Consider the following 15,533-nt stretch of genomic DNA (forward strand, 5'->3'; position numbering starts at 1 on the left):
CGATCAGCCGGGAAGACGCACCGGCATCAACAGATAGGTGTAAGCGCTCTGCGGTGCCGCGAACTTGCCCGAAGAATCCGGTACCAGTTCATCATCCGTCGTCGGCCGGAGAACCGCAGGCCTACTGGGAGTCGTGAATCCGAATGTGACCTTCTCGCTGTGCAGCGACGACAACCCGTCGATCAGGTAGCCGGGATTGAACGCGATGGTCAGAGGCTCACCCTGGAAGTCGGCGAGCAGTGCTTCCTCGGCCCGACCGGCATCGTCACCACCAGCCGACAGGAGGACGCCTTCGGAGGAGAACTCGAGGCGAACCTGCGCACCACGCTCGGCAACGAGCGCCACACGCTTGATCGCTTCGACGAGCGGTGCGATCTCCACGACAGCAACCGCCGTGTGCTCGGGTGGCAACAACTGACGGAACTTCGGGAAGTCCGCATCGAGGAGGCGCGTCGTCGTTCGACGACCTCCGCTGATGATGCCGAGAAGACCGTCGGCGCCGATCGACGATCCGGACCCCAGAGCGAGCTCCACCGGCGAACTTGCGTTGCCGGTCAACGTCTTTGCCGATTCAGACAACGTACGAGCCGGGATCAGGACCTCGGTCTTGGTCTCACCTCCGACGGGCAACCACTCGAGCTCGCGGACGGCGAGCCGGAACCGGTCGGTCGCCGCGAGGACGACCGTCGTGCCATGGATTTCGACGCGGATACCGGTGAGCATCGGCAACGTGTCGTCCTTGCCTGCGGCGACGGCCACCTGCGCGATTGCCTCGGAGAACACGTCCACCGCGATCGAACCCGTCTGCGTGGGCAGTTCGGGCAACTGGGGGTAGTCCTCGACGGGCATCGTCGGGAGCGAGAACTTCGCGCTTCCGCAGTTGATGAGCACCCGGGTGCCGTCGACGCTGACGTCGACAGGCTTGTTGGGAAGTGACTTGGTGATGTCGGCGAGCAACTTGCCGGACACCAGGACACGACCGGACGTTGCCACCTCCGCTGACACGCGGACCTGAGCCGAGACTTCGTAGTCGAACCCGGAGACGGTCAGACCTTGATCGTCCGCCGCGAGCAGCACACCACCGAGTACTGGTACCGGCGGCCTGGACGGCAGGCTACGGGCAACCCAGGCAACGGAATCGGAAAAATCTTCGCGAGCAACGCGAAACTTCAGACTTCCAAGCTCCATCGCTCGGTTTTTCCTCTCGTTCGGCAGCGGATCGTCTCGAAGGGGTCTTCGTCGAGCATCGGGTGAGCTCGTTTACCGGTGCGTCAAAGAGTCTGACACAGGCCGCGGTGATGAACACCGTATGCCCTTCGTGACCAACTTGAAAGCCGAAGGTCACGACGGAACCACCGGACGCAGCCGCGGGGGCGACCCTGTGAACGGATTGGTCCCCAACACCTGTTTTAGAAGAGATTCCTTCGAAGAGAAAATCTTCTTATTAATAGGTCCTGTGGAATCTGTGCACACACACCATGCGGTGCTGGTCGTCAAGCGTGGTGTCGTGGGGATGAACTCTGAACCAATCGGTGGCCAACTCGGGACCGCCTGTGGACGAAATTCGGCGGTGCACAGGCCCTCACAATTCATCCCCAGAAGTACTCCACTATCCACATGGTTATCCACAGGTGTGAATCAATGGAGCAAAGTACGAAAAAAACTCCTCGGTACCGACTCCTGGGTTGTTTTCGGAGGCCGAAACATGACCTGGAGCACACGACATTCCTCGAGCGAAACGCGAAACGGCGCGAGCCCCGTGTCTCCGGGGTCTCGCGCCGTGATCGTTCCTCGCGTGCTGTACGAGCGTCGTCGCTATCGCTTCGAGCGCTGCTTGATCCGAGCGGTGAGCTCCTGGACCTGGTCGTACACCTTGCGACGCTCCGTCATTTCCTTGCGGATCTTCTTGTCGGCGTACATGACGGTCGTGTGGTCGCGGCCGAACGTCTGGCCGATCTTGGGCAACGACAGGTCCGTCAGTTCGCGGCAGAGATACATGGCTATCTGCCTGGCCATGGCCAAGGCGCGAGCCTTTCCGGGGCCACACAGGTCGTCGATGGTGGTGTTGAAGTACTCGGCCGTGACCGCCATGATCGTCGCCGCGTTGATCTCGAGGCTCGTCGAATCCGGCATCAGATCCCGGAGCACGACCTCGGCCAACGTCAGGTCCAGTGCCTGCCCGTTCAGAGAGGCGAAGGCGGTGACGCGAATCAGCGCACCCTCCAGCTCACGGATGTTGCGCTCGATTCGACTGGCGATCAACTCGAGAACGTCGTGGGGAACGTCCAGGCGATCCATTCTCGCCTTCTTGCTGAGGATCGCGATCCGAGTCTCGAGCTCGGGCGGCTGAACGTCGGTGATCAGACCCCACTCGAACCGCGTACGCAGGCGCTCCTCGAGGGTGGCCAATTGTTTCGGTGGCCGATCGGAGGATACGACGATCTGCTTGTTCGCGTTGTGCAGGGTGTTGAAGGTGTGGAAGAACTCTTCCTGGATACCTTCTTTGCCCTCGATGAACTGAATGTCGTCGACCAGTAGCACGTCGGTTTCGCGGTAGCGACGCTTGAACGCGACTTTGCGGTCGTCACGAAGCGAGTTGATGAAGTCGTTCGTGAATTCCTCGGTGGAGACGTACTTCACGCGCATGCCGGGGAAGAGTCGCTGCGCGTAGTGCCCGGCGGCATGCAGCAGGTGAGTCTTGCCCAGCCCCGACGCACCCCACACGAACAGGGGGTTGTAGGCGCGGGCGGGAGCTTCGGCGATCGCGACGGCGGCCGCGTGAGCGAATCGATTGGACGCGCCGATGACGAAGGTGTCGAAGGTGTACTTCGCGTTGAGACTTCCCGCGCCCGGGGTGGTGGTGGTTGTCTCCGGGGGCTTAGTGAAGTAGGTAGGCCACGAGTTCTGCACACTCGCGAGTGCCTCTCGCTCGTCGTCCACTTCCTCGTAGTCCGCGGTCTCCGAGTCCGACGGCTCGTCGTCGGAGCTGGTGAGGAAACGGCGCCGGTACGTCGGAGAGCTCGGCGTCTCCGGATATCCGGTCCGTTCGGGCTCGGCCTTCTCCTCCTCGGGAGCGGAGATTCTGACGCCCAGGCCTTCGACGCCCTGGCCGAGGTGACGGCCGAGTGCGTGCAGGATCGGCTCGCGTAGGTCGCGTTCGATGGCCTCCTGAGCGAAGGACGACGGCACCGCCAACAGTGCAAACCCCTGGGTCAGAGTCAGCGGCTCGACCAGCGCGAGCCATGCCTTCTGACCTTTGGTCAACGGTTGACCACTGTGCCTGTCGGACGTCAACTCCGTGACAACCTCTGGCCAGACGCGCGCCAGCGCACCCGGATCGTCGCTCACGGCGCCTCCTACTAGACCAAACCGAACTGTGCAGATTTCAGCGAAACGAAGATCGCCGAAGCGGTCATGCGGCGCTTCGTCGTCGACTAGCGTCACCGACGGCGAACGGATGCCGGCGAGTTCGAAGACGGACATTGCGCGCGCCCGGTACGAATATGCCACCTGCGGGCTGTTTCCACACAATTATCCACAGGTGTGGATGAACGACACCGGTGTTACCCCCGAACGTCGAAATCCGGCTGAGAACGTCCACTCATGTGATCTGACCTGCAGTGTTGCGCTCGCCGAAATTCTCGAGCTACGGAAGAAACATGTCGAGAGCGTCACCGGTACTCGTTCGAGCGGTTATTCACACACCTCTGTCCCCACCCTTGTGGATGAATTACACCGATGTAGTCTCCTGGGAGAAGATTGCTTTCGTCATTCCTGCAGGCTCCACTCCCGGTGTTTGAATCATTCCTGCAGGCTCCACTCCCGGCTGGGCGAGTTTGACCCGTCCCTTCTCCATCAGTACTCTCGAACAGTCACCCGAAGCGAGGTGACCGATGCTTGCTGGGTGTTTACAGTTCGGTGGTCGGCCTTCTCGCTGTGGGATGTAATTCGAGTTCGACCGAACTCGGTACTACCGCCAGTAGGCGCCTGGAGTGGGCGCTGAAAATTTTCGAGGAGTGTTGACCGTGGCCAAGGGCAAGCGGACGTTCCAGCCGAACAACCGACGCCGCGCGCGCGTTCACGGCTTCCGTCTTCGTATGCGCACGCGTGCAGGTCGTGCAATCGTTTCTGCGCGTCGCGGCAAGGGCCGCAAGGAACTCACCGCCTAAATCATTGTTCGTCTGAGTTACGGAGCTCGGGGTGTTACCTGAGCCGAACAGACTGCACCGCAGCGCGGATTTCTCGCGTGCCGTGCGTCGAGGCCGTCGAATGGGAAGACAAGACGTGGTTGTTCACGCGTTCGCGCGCGACGACGCACGTTCGGTCTTCTCTGTCGGCTCTCCCAGATTCGGACTGATCGTGAGCAAGGCAGTCGGGCCGGCGGTAACTCGTCATCGAGTTGCACGCCGGCTTCGGCATATCTGCTCCCAGCTCGTGGTGGATGTGCCGTCCAACACCGACGTGGTGATCAGAGCTCTACCAGGAGCTTCGGTACTGACGTCGAAAGAACTGCATCGTCAGGTCCGGTCCGGATTGAAGAAGATGGGCTACCTGGATGCATCCGGCCCCACTGCGTCGAAAGATGCATCGTAAATGAGCCTTCTCCAACTCGTTCGTTCGCTCCCGGTACGAACACTTGTCTTCTCGATCCAGCTGTACCGCAATTATGTGTCTCCGCTTCGGCTGCCTACCTGCAGATTCATCCCCACCTGCAGTGAGTACGCCGTCGATGCGTTGAAGACCCACGGTGCAATCAAAGGCTCGATCCTCGCTATCGCTCGCTTGCTCAAATGCGCCCCCTGGCACTCTGGAGGTTGGGATCCGGTGCCCGAGCGCGGTTCGTGGCGACACCGAACCTGCAGCGATGCAACACAGACTTCGACCGAAGACATCCACTCGTTCGTAGGAGTGGACGAACAGAGGAGTACATAGACCCGTGCTCGATTTCATCTACTATCCGGTCTCCTGGATTCTCTGGGTATGGCACAAGGTGTTCGGCGCCGTTCTCGGCGACGACAACGGCTTCGCCTGGGCGCTGTCCGTGGTGTTCCTGGTGTTCACGCTTCGCTTGATTCTGTACAAGCCCTTCGTCAAACAGGTGCGTACGACTCGGCAGATGCAGGAGCTGCAGCCGCAGATCAAGGCACTGCAGAAGAAGTACGGCAAAGACAAGCAGCGCATGGCCGTCGAAATGCAGAAGCTGCAGAAGGAGCACGGCTTCAACCCGATCATGGGTTGCCTCCCGGTCCTTGCTCAGGCGCCTGTGTTCATCGGTCTGTTCCATGTGCTTCGTTCGTTCAACCGAACAGGCACCGGATTCGGTCAGCTCGGCCTCAGTGCGCAAGAGACCCGATCGCTTCCGAACTATGCGTTCAACGTCGATGACGTCAACTCGTTCCTGGACGCCCGTCTGTTCGGCGCTCCGATCTCCGCATTCATCACGATGCCGCAGGATCAGCTCGACGCCTATGCCAACCCCGATCTCGGCCTCGGCATCCCGGCAGTGTGGACGATCGTCGCAGTGTCCGTGCCGCTCATGATCATCGCGGCCGTCGCGACGCACCTGAACTCGCGTGCGTCGGTGGCTCGTCAGAGCGAGGCTGCTGCGGCCAACCCACAGTCCGCCATCATGAACAAGCTCGCGCTGTACGTCTTCCCTCTCGGCGTTCTGGCGTTCGGTGCCTTCCTGCCCATCGCCATCCTGCTCTACTGGGTGAGTAACAACGCGTGGACGTACGGTCAGCAGCACCTCGTGTTCGGCAAGATCGACAAAGAGGAAGCAGCGAAGAAGCAGGTTGCACTCGAGAAGCGATCCGAGAACGCGCCGAAGCCCGGAGTGAAGCCCGTGAGCAAGCCGAAGCCCGGTGCACGTCCGAAACTCTCGAAGTTGGCGTCCAACGACGTTCAGGCCGACATTCAGGCCGACGACGGGGACGCGGATTCGACCGGCAGTTCGGGCAGTGGTGGCACGTCGAACGCAATTTCCTCCGGCGCCGCGAAGCCCAAGCCGCGACCACAGGCCAACCGAAGCAAGTCCAAGCGCAAGCGTCGCTGACGCGGGGATACCGAGGATCAAGAGATGTCTGCAGATACAGATCAAGAATCGAACACGGACAACGCGGTGAGCGCTGGGGATGGAGCGAGTGAAGTCGTGGCAGTCGACACCGAGCAGTCGGACACAGAAGCTGTAGTTGCCGCACCCGAGAACGTCGACGCCGCACAGGTCGACGAGGACGATCTCGACGACGAGGATTCGGAGGACTACCTCGTCGAAGAAGGCGAGATTGCCGGCGACTACCTCGAGCAGTTGCTCGACGTTCTCGACTTCGACGGTGACATCGATCTGGATGTCGAGGGCGATCGCGCGGTTGTGAGCATCGACGGTGGCTCCGATCTGTCGAAACTCGTCGGACGCAAGGGCGAGGTTCTCGACGCGTTGCAAGAACTGACTCGTCTGGCGGTTCAGCAGTCGACCGGTGAGCGCAGCAAGCTCATGCTCGATGTCGCCGGATGGCGAGCCAACCGACGCAGCGAACTGAGCACCTTGGGTGTGGAAGCGGCACGTCGTGTCCTGGAGAGTGGCGACCGCGAGGAACTGACGCCGATGACTCCCTTCGAGCGGAAGATCGTGCACGACGCCGTCGCGAAGATCGATGGTGTGGACAGCGAAAGTACGGGCGTCGAACCGTCCCGACGAGTAGTCGTCGTGAAGGCGTAGTCAAAGAGACGGATCCCGCCCAGTCGAGAATCTCGACGAAGATGTCAGTTCGAACCGAAAGCCCCCGGCAATCAGCCGGGGGCTTTCGTGTATCAGGACTAGGGCGAATTCCACCGTTGTGATTCGTGGACCGGACCAAATTTCCGGGTGTTTCCCGTGCAGTCCACTGTGCCCATGAAACGTCACTGTGACAGTTGCCGGCGACATCGTGTCGGACAGCTCAGCCGTCGACATGGCGCCGAATCCGATGGGCCGAGGGGGCTGTGTTTCACGTGAAACTTGGAGGCGCGTCGGTTGGGTCGACGCAGCGGATAGGTCATCGACGGGCTGATCCCGTCGGAAGCGCAGCGAGGTTCAATTTCGGATTTCGGTTAGTGAGGGTGGTTGGCGTACTGGGTGTAGCGACGCCGGTTCACGGGCACCGAACAGAGGACGTCGATATTGCAGTGACCAGTGGCCGGCGTATCGACATCGAGAATCGGAAGGTGTTGTTCGAATCGGCTGTTTCACGTGAAACCCAATCGGTGTGGTGATTCGCGACGGTTCAGGATCGGCGATGTCCGCGGCTTGGCGTGGACGTGGATATGTGCTCTAGCGTCGGATCGTCCCCCACTCCCCCGGCTGTACGCGGTGTACGTAGGGAGTTCCGGAACCCGGCTCCGCCTCCTGGCCGTGTTTCACGTGAAACCTGGGTGACAAGCGGTCGGTATTGGCAAACGATCGCGCGGGACCATCATGGTTCGAGAGGCACCACTCCACCACTACCCAATCATGATCGTCCGGTGGCGGTCCAGATCGCTGAATTCGACGTACCGTCACCTGGTCGATGACCACCGACGGCAGACTCCTGATGATGCAACAGCTGGCCGCCTCAGATCAGCAGTCCACAGTTCGTGAAGCGAGAAGGGGAATCGACGGCGAACCGCCCTGTCCGATAGGTCAGCACGACCGGTCGGCGAGCAACCCGGACAGTGGTGATCGGAGATTGTCCGGTAGGAGTTCGAATGGTCGACCCCGGAGGCGGCGGGATGCATGAAGTGCGCCCGGAGATGAAGTGAAGTGGAGGGTCTCTGCGTACCGAACGAACGTGGGCGGGAGGGACATCTCGAAGTACGTGCCGTCGAAGAAGTGAGTCTGGTGTGCGCGTGGCGAGATTCGTTCGCAAGGGTCCGTTCTATGGCGAGAGGTCAGTTCGGACGAAACTACGCGGTGGCTGGATTCTGCCGGATTCACGGGGATCGGTGCGGTGCAGAGGCAGAATTGAGTCTGGAACTGGCGGACTGACCGCGACGCATGGGTCGGCGAAGAGGGCAGGATCGCAGCCCAGGATGACCGAGCGGAGTGGTTTCCCCGGTTGACGCGATCGACCACGTCGAACCGCAGTCCCGGGTTAGGGATGCCCATGCGCGATGGACCCTGTTTCACGTGAAACCTGGCGGCACTCGTGCACCCCGATCGACGGGTCAGTCGGCCGCCTCGTTAGTCGTGACGCGACGGACCGAAGTCGGTAACCGGCTTTCTGGTCAACGGAGTCGCGTCCACTCGGCCGTCCGAGTTGGAGGTGACCACAGCTGGGTATCGAACCAAATCGCTATCGGCCTGTTTCACGTGAAACCCACAAACGAAGCAGATGCGATGCGCAGTGCTGGACCGTCGTGGATACACCACGAGTTTCGAATACTGCCGAACTCCCGCACACAGTCTTCGTATACGACCGCTGCAAACCTCCGACAGAACCAGTAACTGATTCATGACGGGACTAGGTTTACGCCGGCCTCGGTCAAGCGGCGTCCAAGACTGATCGCCGACCTGCTGTAACCGTATGCCCGCCAGACAGGGTGGCGGTCGGATCCCCGAGTTCGGCTCCGATGCACCACGCCGCCATGAGGGTCAGTTGGCAGCGGCCGAGACCGGTGGTCGCACCTGGTCGGATCCATCTGTTTCACGTGAAACTCGACTACTGACGAGAAATTGGGTGATTTCCGAGCCAATACGCCTCGAGGGTTTGGTGTTGCGACCCCCTACACGGGAGGATGGAGGACGTGCAACCAGAGCCGCTTGATGACGACAAAGTATTGGCCATCGCCGAGCGCGTGTTCGGACCGCGGCTCGATCTGGCAAAGCAGTATCACGAGTCGTTGGCGACGCTCGGTGTCGAGCGAGGGTTGATCGGTCCTCGCGAAGTGCCTCGGTTGTGGGAGCGGCACATCTTGAATTGCGCGGTAGTCGGTGAACTGATCGACGAGGGCGAGCGGGTGGTGGACATCGGAAGCGGAGCGGGGCTGCCCGGAATCCCCCTCGCGATCGCGCGTCCCGATCTCCACGTGACACTCGTAGAGCCACTGCTTCGACGCACCGTCTATCTCGCTGAATTCATCGAGGGCGCCGGACTGGACGTGTTGGTGGTCCGGGGCCGCGCCGAGCAGCCGGGCGTGAAGAAGGAAGCCGGTGGAGCCGACGTCGTCACCTCGCGTGCCGTTGCTCCGCTCGAGAAGCTTGCCAAATGGTCTCTCCCGCTGATCCACGAACGCGGGCGGATGCTTGCGCTCAAAGGAAGCAGCGCCGAAGAGGAAATCCAACGCGATCGCTCTTCCCTTGGTCGTATGGGTGCTGGCAAGCTGGAGGTCGTCAAGTGTGGCGTGGACATTGTTCCCACGCCGACGATCGTGGTTCGTGCCGAACGAGTCCCTCGCCGCTTTCCGCGTTCGTGAGACCGCACTTGTCTTCGCGCTAAGCCCCTCAATCCACGTAGTTCAATCCGTTCCGCATTAAGGAGCACATATGTCGGGTGGATCCGATCCCACTGTTTCACGTGAAACAGAAGGCAACGTTTCACGTGAAACAGAATCCCCTGCGCCGAGGTCCCGGAGTTCCCGGGGCGGCGCAGAATCGAAAGCGACGGACGGATCTGGTTTCGGCGCCTACAGCAGCATCTCCCCCGACGACACTCCCATCGGTGCGGCGGCCCACAGAGCCAGCCAGGTACTGCACCCAGGCAGCGTCACACTCCCCAAGCCGGACAAGCGACGGATGTTGACAATTGCCAACCAGAAGGGTGGCGTCGGCAAGACGACAACTGCGGTCAACCTAGCTGCTGCGCTCGCGATCCAAGGGCTGACTGTGCTGGTCGTGGATCTCGACCCTCAGGGCAACGCCAGCACCGCTCTGGGCGTCGAGCATCACTCCGGGGTGCCCTCGAGCTACGAGGTTCTGATCGGTGAAGTCAGCGCCCGAGACGCCATCCAACAAAGCCCCCACAGCGAGCGCCTGTACTGCATTCCGGCGACGATCGACCTCGCCGGTGCAGAGATCGAGCTGGTCTCCATGGTGGCTCGTGAGGGACGCCTGAAGACCGCACTGGCCGATCTCGACTCCATCGACGCGGACTTCGTCTTGATCGACTGCCCGCCCTCGCTGGGTCTGTTGACCGTCAACGCGTTGGTTGCGGCGACTGAAGTACTGATCCCGATCCAGTGCGAGTACTACGCCCTCGAGGGTGTGGGTCAGTTGCTACGCAACATCGAGTTGGTACAGGCGCATCTGAACCCCGCCCTGCATGTGTCCACGGTGATCCTGACGATGTACGACGGCCGTACGAAACTTGCGGATCAGGTTGCCGAAGAGGTCCGGAAACACTTCGGTGATGCAGTCCTCCGCGCCGTGATTCCTCGCAGTGTCAAGGTCTCCGAGGCGCCCGGCTACGGGATGACTGTCCTGGATTACGACCCCGGCTCACGCGGTGCGATGAGCTATCTGGACGCGGGTAGAGAACTGGCAGCGCGGTCCGCAGGCGCAGCATCCGACGGAACGCAGGAGCACTAGGAACTATGAGTCAGACACGTAAAGGCGGTTTGGGCCGCGGACTGGCCGCACTGATTCCCACCGGACCGGACGCAGGACCTCGGCTCGGCAACGCGGCAGCGGACGTCGTGATCGGTAAGGACAACTCGGCGACGCGTGCCAAACCGAAGCCGGCCGCCGCAGGATCGGCCGAAGAGGTGGCGTCGGCGCCCACGCCGACACCGCCGGTGCGGAGTTCCGACGAGGACCTCTCCCCCGCGGGTGCGGTGTACCGCGAGATTCCTCCTGGGCTGATTCAGCCGAACCCGAAGCAGCCCCGCAGCGTCTTCGACGACGAGGCGCTCGCTGAACTGGTCCACTCGATCCGTGAATTCGGGTTGATGCAACCGATCGTCGTACGCACGCTCGAAGGCGGTAAGTACGAGCTCGTGATGGGCGAGCGTCGGTGGCGCGCGAGCCAGGAAGCGGGCTTGGAGTCCATCCCGGCGATCGTTCGGGAGACCGCGGATGACGCGATGTTGCGCGACGCCCTGCTCGAGAACATTCACCGCGTTCAACTCAATCCGCTCGAGGAGGCCGCGGCGTATCAGCAACTCCTCGAAGAATTCGACGTCACGCACGAGGAATTGGCGGCCAAGATCGGCCGATCTCGGCCGGTTGTCACCAACATGATTCGTCTTCTCAAGCTGCCGATCGCGGTGCAACGTCGCGTCGCAGCGGGTGTTCTGTCTGCCGGCCATGCGCGTGCATTGCTGTCACTCGACGCTGGGTCCGACGCCCAGGAGGCTCTCGCGGCGCGGATCGTCGCGGAAGGCATGTCCGTCCGAGCGACGGAGGAAGCGGTCACTCTCGCAAATCGGGAGGACAGTTCGGGTCCGAATCCTGCTCCGCGGCGGAAGCCGATTCAGATGCCGGGGCTCCAGGATGTCGCGGATCGGCTCTCCGATTCGTTCGACACCCGAGTTACGGTGAGCCTCGGTAAGAAAAAAGGGAAGATTGTGGTCGAGTTCGGCTCGGTCGACGATCTTCAGCGCATCGTCGAGATGATGGAAAATCAGAAGAAGAAGTAGCCGCGAAAATTCAGGTACAGACACACACGGCCATTACGTCACGGTGACGTAAGTGCTTGAAGATCGGACGAGGATGTACGTCGAGAACGTGAAAAGTACTGCAGTGCAGAACTTTACAGCGGACACTTCGATTCCAGGTGTGACCGGACGAGGTCGGTCGGCTCGGCGCCCGCTACATGAGGCGCGACGGGCAGATCGATCGCATATTCTTGACGAGCGTTCCCGATGTTCTGTGCGGGACGCCGAAGGTTCTAGGCTTGGAAGCTGAGGTAAGCAGTGTCGCCGCTCGTCACGGGAGTCACGTTGGACTCCTTCGATCGACTACCTACCCACACACGGCGGTGCCGCTTCTGGGTACTCGATCCAGCTACCGACAAAGCAGATGACGGTGCCGTAGACCTCGAGCTCGAGAACGAAGCATGGTTGTCGATGATCATGCTCGAGTGGGGATCCTGTGGACAACTGCTCACACTCGACGGTGCAACAGCGGGCTGTGCCCTGTACGCCCCTCCGAGTGCCGTTCCCCGGGCATCGAAATTTCCGACGTCGCCGGTAAGTGCCGACGCCGTACTGTTGACAACCCTCCGAACCGAATCCGACGTCGACAGCGAAGGAAACTCGGCAGCGCTGATTCAAGCTGTCGTCGCAGATCTGGTCAACCGCGGCGTGCGGGCACTCGAGGCGTTCGGCCTACGACGCACCGACGACGACGAGGTGCAGGGGCCGAGAGCATCGGCGTCGTTGGTGTGCACGGAGGCCACGTGCATGATCGACGCGGATTTCCTCGAAAAAACGGGTTTCGAAGTTGTTGCGCCTCATCACCGTTACCCTCGCCTTCGCCTCGAGCTCGACCGTGACCACGGTTGGAAGGAAGACGTCGAATCGGCGCTCGAGCAGCTCCTCATCGCAGCGAGCCTGACGATGGTGGAAATCGAGCACAAGACGCCCGTCGGAGTCCGCTGACAAACCCCGCTGACAAACCCCGGTGACAAATCCCGTCGACATCTGCCCGCCGGCTGGCTTTGTCGCTGGTGTGTCAGCGCCTGTCGGCTGGTTTTGTCAGCGCCTGTCGGCTGCGGCCAGTTCTTCGGCCAAGAGCTCCGCGAACGTGAAGGTGCCCGTCGGTTGATCGTCCTGTCCGAGTAGGTAGAGACGCTTGACCGCGATCAGGATTGCTTCGGCGATGATGTCGCGTGAGCGAGGATCACCGAGGACTGCTACGTCCGCCGAGTTGGTGAGGTAGCCGAGGTCCACCTGAACGGTGGGCATGTTGGTGAGCCGCAACAGATCCCATGTGCGGCCGTGGCTACGGCAATCGAGAAGTGGTGTGCGAGCCACGATTTCACGTTGGATGTAACCGGTGAGGACCTGGCCGATGAGCGAGGTGGAACCGTGCGAGTTACCGAAGTGGAAGCTGGCGACGCCGTTGGCGGCGGTGCTGGAACTCGACGCACATCGAAGCGAAATCATCAGGTCGGCATTGAAGGCGTTGGAGGTCTCGGCGCGTTCGGCGACACTGGGATTGGTGCCGCGCGCCCTCGAGAGGAACGTCTCCATACCGGTTGCCGCCATGCGGCCCTCGAGGCGGCTTGCCACGTCCCACAGAATTTCGGCTTCGGAGATTCGGCCGTACAAGCCGTCGACGATCAGACCGGTATCCGCTCCGCCTAGATCGGGGTCGATGACGATACGCTTGCCGGTCAGCTGTGGGCCGGACTGCCGTACCAACTCTTCTTCGCTGATGGCGTGTGGGGATCCACCCGTGACGCGTGCACCCAGCAACTCGAGGGAACGCAGTGTGGCGGGCCCGCAGATGCCGTCGGGAGACAGGCCGATCTCACGCTGGAACGAGGACAGACCCTCGTGTGTCTTGGGACCGAAGTATCCGTCGACACGTTCGCTGTAGAAACCCAGATCCTGTAGACGAGTCTGGAGGGTCGCGACATCGTCGCCGTACAGCGGCGCCGACAACTGGTAGATCAAAGTGCGAGCGCCGAGCCGGTAGGACGCTTCCTTGAGGGAGCGGTACGTCGCGGGGCCCACGATGCCGTCGACCAGCAGGCCGCGGTGTTGCTGGAACGCACGGACAGCACCATCGAGCGACGAGTCGAACTCCGAGGTGGGTGCACTCCAGTGCAGCGCGTCATCAGTGGTGGGCGACGCGGTATCCAGCAGGAATCCGAGAGAAACCAGCGTGCTCCGTACCTCTGCGACGGCGGGACCGCTGTCGCCGTGACCGAGTCGGTGCATACCCCAAGACCTCCTGCTGAAGAACGCTGATCGTCGGCCGCATCGCATTCCGGAGGAACGGTGACCACCGGTGGCTACGACGCCGACGAACAACAGTCGATGTGCCGACACTGCGTCGGCGCATCAGACGATTGTCGCAGAAAGTAGCCGACGGACCGCAATCCACGCCCGAACGGAGCCTGACGAGCGACCGTCGCAGTCGGGCCTGGATGCGGTACTACCGCGTGCTCGCTACAGAACGGCGTCGAGGTCCTTGAGCAGTGCTGCCTTGCCCTTGGCGCCGACGATCTGCTTCACGGGCTTACCACCCTGGAAGAGAATGAGCGTCGGGATGGACATCACCTTGAAATCGCGCGCGGCCTGCGGGTTGGCGTCGATGTCCAGCTTTGCGATAGTGAGCTTGTCGGAGTGCTCGGCGGCGATCTCCTCGAGGACCGGGGCGACCATCTTGCACGGTCCGCACCAAGTCGCCCAGAAGTCGACGAGAACCGGCTTTTCGCTGGTCAGCACGTCGTCGGCGAACGACGCATCGGTGATGGTGACGGTCTTCTTGTCATCGGACATATTCTGTGTGCTCCTGAGGGTTGGGACAACTAGGTGAGGCAGGGTCGATCAGGCGGAAACAGCGTCGACCGGCTGGTCAGCGTGCTCGAGCGTATTGCTGGTGATGTCACCCTGCTCCGCGAGCCAACGCTCGGCATCGATCGAGGCGGTGCATCCGGTACCGGCTGCGGTGATGGCCTGCTGGTACACGTGGTCGACGAGATCTCCAGCGGCGAAAACACCGGGCAGCGACGTTGCCGACGACGGCGAGGCGACCTTGACGTAGCCCTCGTCGTCCAGGTCGACCTGGCCCTTGACGAGTTCGCTGCGGGGATCGTGGCCGATGGCGACGAACAATCCCGTGACGTCGAGGGTGCTGGTCTCGCCGGTGCGCGCGTCTTCGACGACCAGGCCGGTGACGGATGTATCACCGAGAACTTCGTTGACCTTGGTGTCGGTGAGGAAGCGGATCTTGTCGTTCTTCTTCGCACGTTCGAGCATGATGCGTGACGCACGGAATTCGCTGCGGCGATGGACGATCGTGACACTACGCGCGAATCGAGTGAGGAATGTCGCTTCCTCCATCGCGGAGTCCCCACCGCCGATGACGGCGATGTCCTGGTCGCGGAAGAAGAAGCCGTCGCAGGTGGCGCAGGCGCTGACGCCGCGGCCCAGCAACTTCTCTTCTCCGGGAATGCCCAGGTAGCGGGCGGCTGCGCCCATCGCGAGGATGACGGCACGCGCCTGGTAGGTCTCGCCGTTCGCGGACACGGTCTTGATCTCGCCGGTCAGGTCGAGTTCCTCGACGTCCTCGGTGCGGATGTCGGCACCGAAGCGCTTGGCCTGCTCGCGCATCTGCTCCATGAGGTCCGGTCCCATGATTCCTTCCCGGAAACCGGGAAAGTTCTCCACCTCGGTGGTGGTCATCAATGCGCCACCGAACTGGGTGCCCTCGAACAGCAGCGGCTCGAGCTCGGCCCGGGCTGCGTAGACACCAGCGGTGTAGCCGGCCGGTCCCGAGCCGACGATGATGAGGTCGTGAACCTTGGGCGTAGTCATGCGGACCTTCCGATAGATGTTCGGGTAGCAATCGCGTGAAGCAAGTGAACTTCAGACGTGTGTGACAACACCAGGGTAAGGGGTGTTGTTCC

At 61.7% G+C, this 15,533-nt stretch carries 14 protein-coding genes; 9 read left to right on the forward strand and 5 right to left on the reverse strand.

The genetic code is table 11. The features are described from left to right. Nucleotides 1-3 precede the first annotated feature (3 nt). The gene (dnaN, locus tag ACFULT_RS01380) at nt 4-1,188 is read right to left on the reverse strand and encodes a DNA polymerase III subunit beta (RefSeq protein ID WP_026347784.1); all 1,185 of its coding nucleotides are present in this window, start codon (nt 1,186-1,188) and stop codon (nt 4-6) included. A gap of 627 nt (nt 1,189-1,815) precedes the next feature. Continuing rightward, nucleotides 1,816-3,348, reverse strand: a complete 1,533-nt coding sequence (gene dnaA, locus ACFULT_RS01385; RefSeq protein WP_037110128.1) for a chromosomal replication initiator protein DnaA — start codon at nt 3,346-3,348, stop codon at nt 1,816-1,818. A gap of 677 nt (nt 3,349-4,025) precedes the next feature. Here dnaA and rpmH point away from each other — a divergent pair. From rpmH to ACFULT_RS01430, 9 genes are all read left to right on the forward strand, one after another. Next, nucleotides 4,026-4,169, forward strand: coding sequence for a 50S ribosomal protein L34 (gene rpmH, locus ACFULT_RS01390; RefSeq protein ID WP_026347786.1), 144 nt, complete (start codon nt 4,026-4,028; stop codon nt 4,167-4,169). A gap of 31 nt (nt 4,170-4,200) precedes the next feature. Next, nucleotides 4,201-4,593 carry a ribonuclease P protein component gene (gene rnpA, locus ACFULT_RS01395; protein ID WP_080732964.1) on the forward strand — a complete coding sequence of 131 codons (393 nt, stop codon included), beginning with the start codon at nt 4,201-4,203 and terminating at the stop codon, nt 4,591-4,593. Continuing rightward, complete coding sequence (gene yidD / locus ACFULT_RS01400; protein WP_094720140.1) at nt 4,594-4,932, forward strand: membrane protein insertion efficiency factor YidD; 339 nt, start codon at nt 4,594-4,596, stop codon at nt 4,930-4,932. A 4-nt stretch (nt 4,933-4,936) separates the two neighbouring features. Further along, the gene (yidC, locus tag ACFULT_RS01405; protein WP_378480420.1) at nt 4,937-6,055 is read left to right on the forward strand and encodes a membrane protein insertase YidC; all 1,119 of its coding nucleotides are present in this window, start codon (nt 4,937-4,939) and stop codon (nt 6,053-6,055) included. Between the two features lie 24 nt (nt 6,056-6,079). Then, entirely contained in the window at nt 6,080-6,718 is a 639-nt protein-coding gene (locus ACFULT_RS01410) for a protein jag (RefSeq protein ID WP_094720139.1), read from the forward strand. 2,033 nt (nt 6,719-8,751) lie between these two features. Next, nucleotides 8,752-9,429: a 16S rRNA (guanine(527)-N(7))-methyltransferase RsmG gene (gene rsmG / locus ACFULT_RS01415; RefSeq protein WP_378480421.1), complete on the forward strand. Its 678-nt coding sequence runs from the start codon at nt 8,752-8,754 to the stop codon at nt 9,427-9,429. A 70-nt stretch (nt 9,430-9,499) separates the two neighbouring features. Further along, a complete protein-coding gene (locus ACFULT_RS01420) occupies nt 9,500-10,540 on the forward strand; it encodes a ParA family protein (protein ID WP_378480422.1) in 1,041 nt (346 codons plus the stop codon). A gap of 5 nt (nt 10,541-10,545) precedes the next feature. After that, a complete protein-coding gene (locus ACFULT_RS01425; RefSeq protein WP_378480423.1) occupies nt 10,546-11,589 on the forward strand; it encodes a ParB/RepB/Spo0J family partition protein in 1,044 nt (347 codons plus the stop codon). A gap of 276 nt (nt 11,590-11,865) precedes the next feature. Further along, the gene (locus ACFULT_RS01430; RefSeq protein WP_378480424.1) at nt 11,866-12,552 is read left to right on the forward strand and encodes a GNAT family N-acetyltransferase; all 687 of its coding nucleotides are present in this window, start codon (nt 11,866-11,868) and stop codon (nt 12,550-12,552) included. Between the two features lie 96 nt (nt 12,553-12,648). Here ACFULT_RS01430 and ACFULT_RS01435 read toward each other — a convergent pair whose 3' ends face one another. From ACFULT_RS01435 to trxB, 3 genes are all read right to left on the reverse strand, one after another. After that, the gene (locus ACFULT_RS01435) at nt 12,649-13,839 is read right to left on the reverse strand and encodes an N-acetylmuramoyl-L-alanine amidase (protein ID WP_037109942.1); all 1,191 of its coding nucleotides are present in this window, start codon (nt 13,837-13,839) and stop codon (nt 12,649-12,651) included. 231 nt (nt 13,840-14,070) lie between these two features. Next, nucleotides 14,071-14,403, reverse strand: a complete 333-nt coding sequence (gene trxA / locus ACFULT_RS01440; protein WP_037109940.1) for a thioredoxin — start codon at nt 14,401-14,403, stop codon at nt 14,071-14,073. A gap of 48 nt (nt 14,404-14,451) precedes the next feature. Further along, entirely contained in the window at nt 14,452-15,441 is a 990-nt protein-coding gene (gene trxB, locus ACFULT_RS01445) for a thioredoxin-disulfide reductase (RefSeq protein ID WP_037109938.1), read from the reverse strand. Between the last annotated feature and the right edge of the window lie 92 nt (nt 15,442-15,533).

This window comes from Rhodococcus sp. NPDC057297, from assembly GCF_042667435.1.
GTDB lineage: Bacteria > Actinomycetota > Actinomycetes > Mycobacteriales > Mycobacteriaceae > Rhodococcoides.

Excerpts from the sequence above, each read along its gene's own strand:
- dnaN (WP_026347784.1), bottom strand. The coding sequence starts at position 1,188 with ATGGAGCTTGGAAGTCTGAAGTTTCGCGTTGCTCGCGAAGATTTTTCC.
- yidD (WP_094720140.1), top strand. The coding sequence starts at position 4,594 with ATGAGCCTTCTCCAACTCGTTCGTTCGCTCCCGGTACGAACACTTGTC.
- ACFULT_RS01410 (WP_094720139.1), top strand. The coding sequence starts at position 6,080 with ATGTCTGCAGATACAGATCAAGAATCGAACACGGACAACGCGGTGAGC.
- rsmG (WP_378480421.1), top strand. The coding sequence starts at position 8,752 with ATGGAGGACGTGCAACCAGAGCCGCTTGATGACGACAAAGTATTGGCC.
- ACFULT_RS01420 (WP_378480422.1), top strand. The coding sequence starts at position 9,500 with ATGTCGGGTGGATCCGATCCCACTGTTTCACGTGAAACAGAAGGCAAC.
- ACFULT_RS01425 (WP_378480423.1), top strand. The coding sequence starts at position 10,546 with ATGAGTCAGACACGTAAAGGCGGTTTGGGCCGCGGACTGGCCGCACTG.
- ACFULT_RS01435 (WP_037109942.1), bottom strand. The coding sequence starts at position 13,839 with ATGCACCGACTCGGTCACGGCGACAGCGGTCCCGCCGTCGCAGAGGTA.
- trxA (WP_037109940.1), bottom strand. The coding sequence starts at position 14,403 with ATGTCCGATGACAAGAAGACCGTCACCATCACCGATGCGTCGTTCGCC.
- trxB (WP_037109938.1), bottom strand. The coding sequence starts at position 15,441 with ATGACTACGCCCAAGGTTCACGACCTCATCATCGTCGGCTCGGGACCG.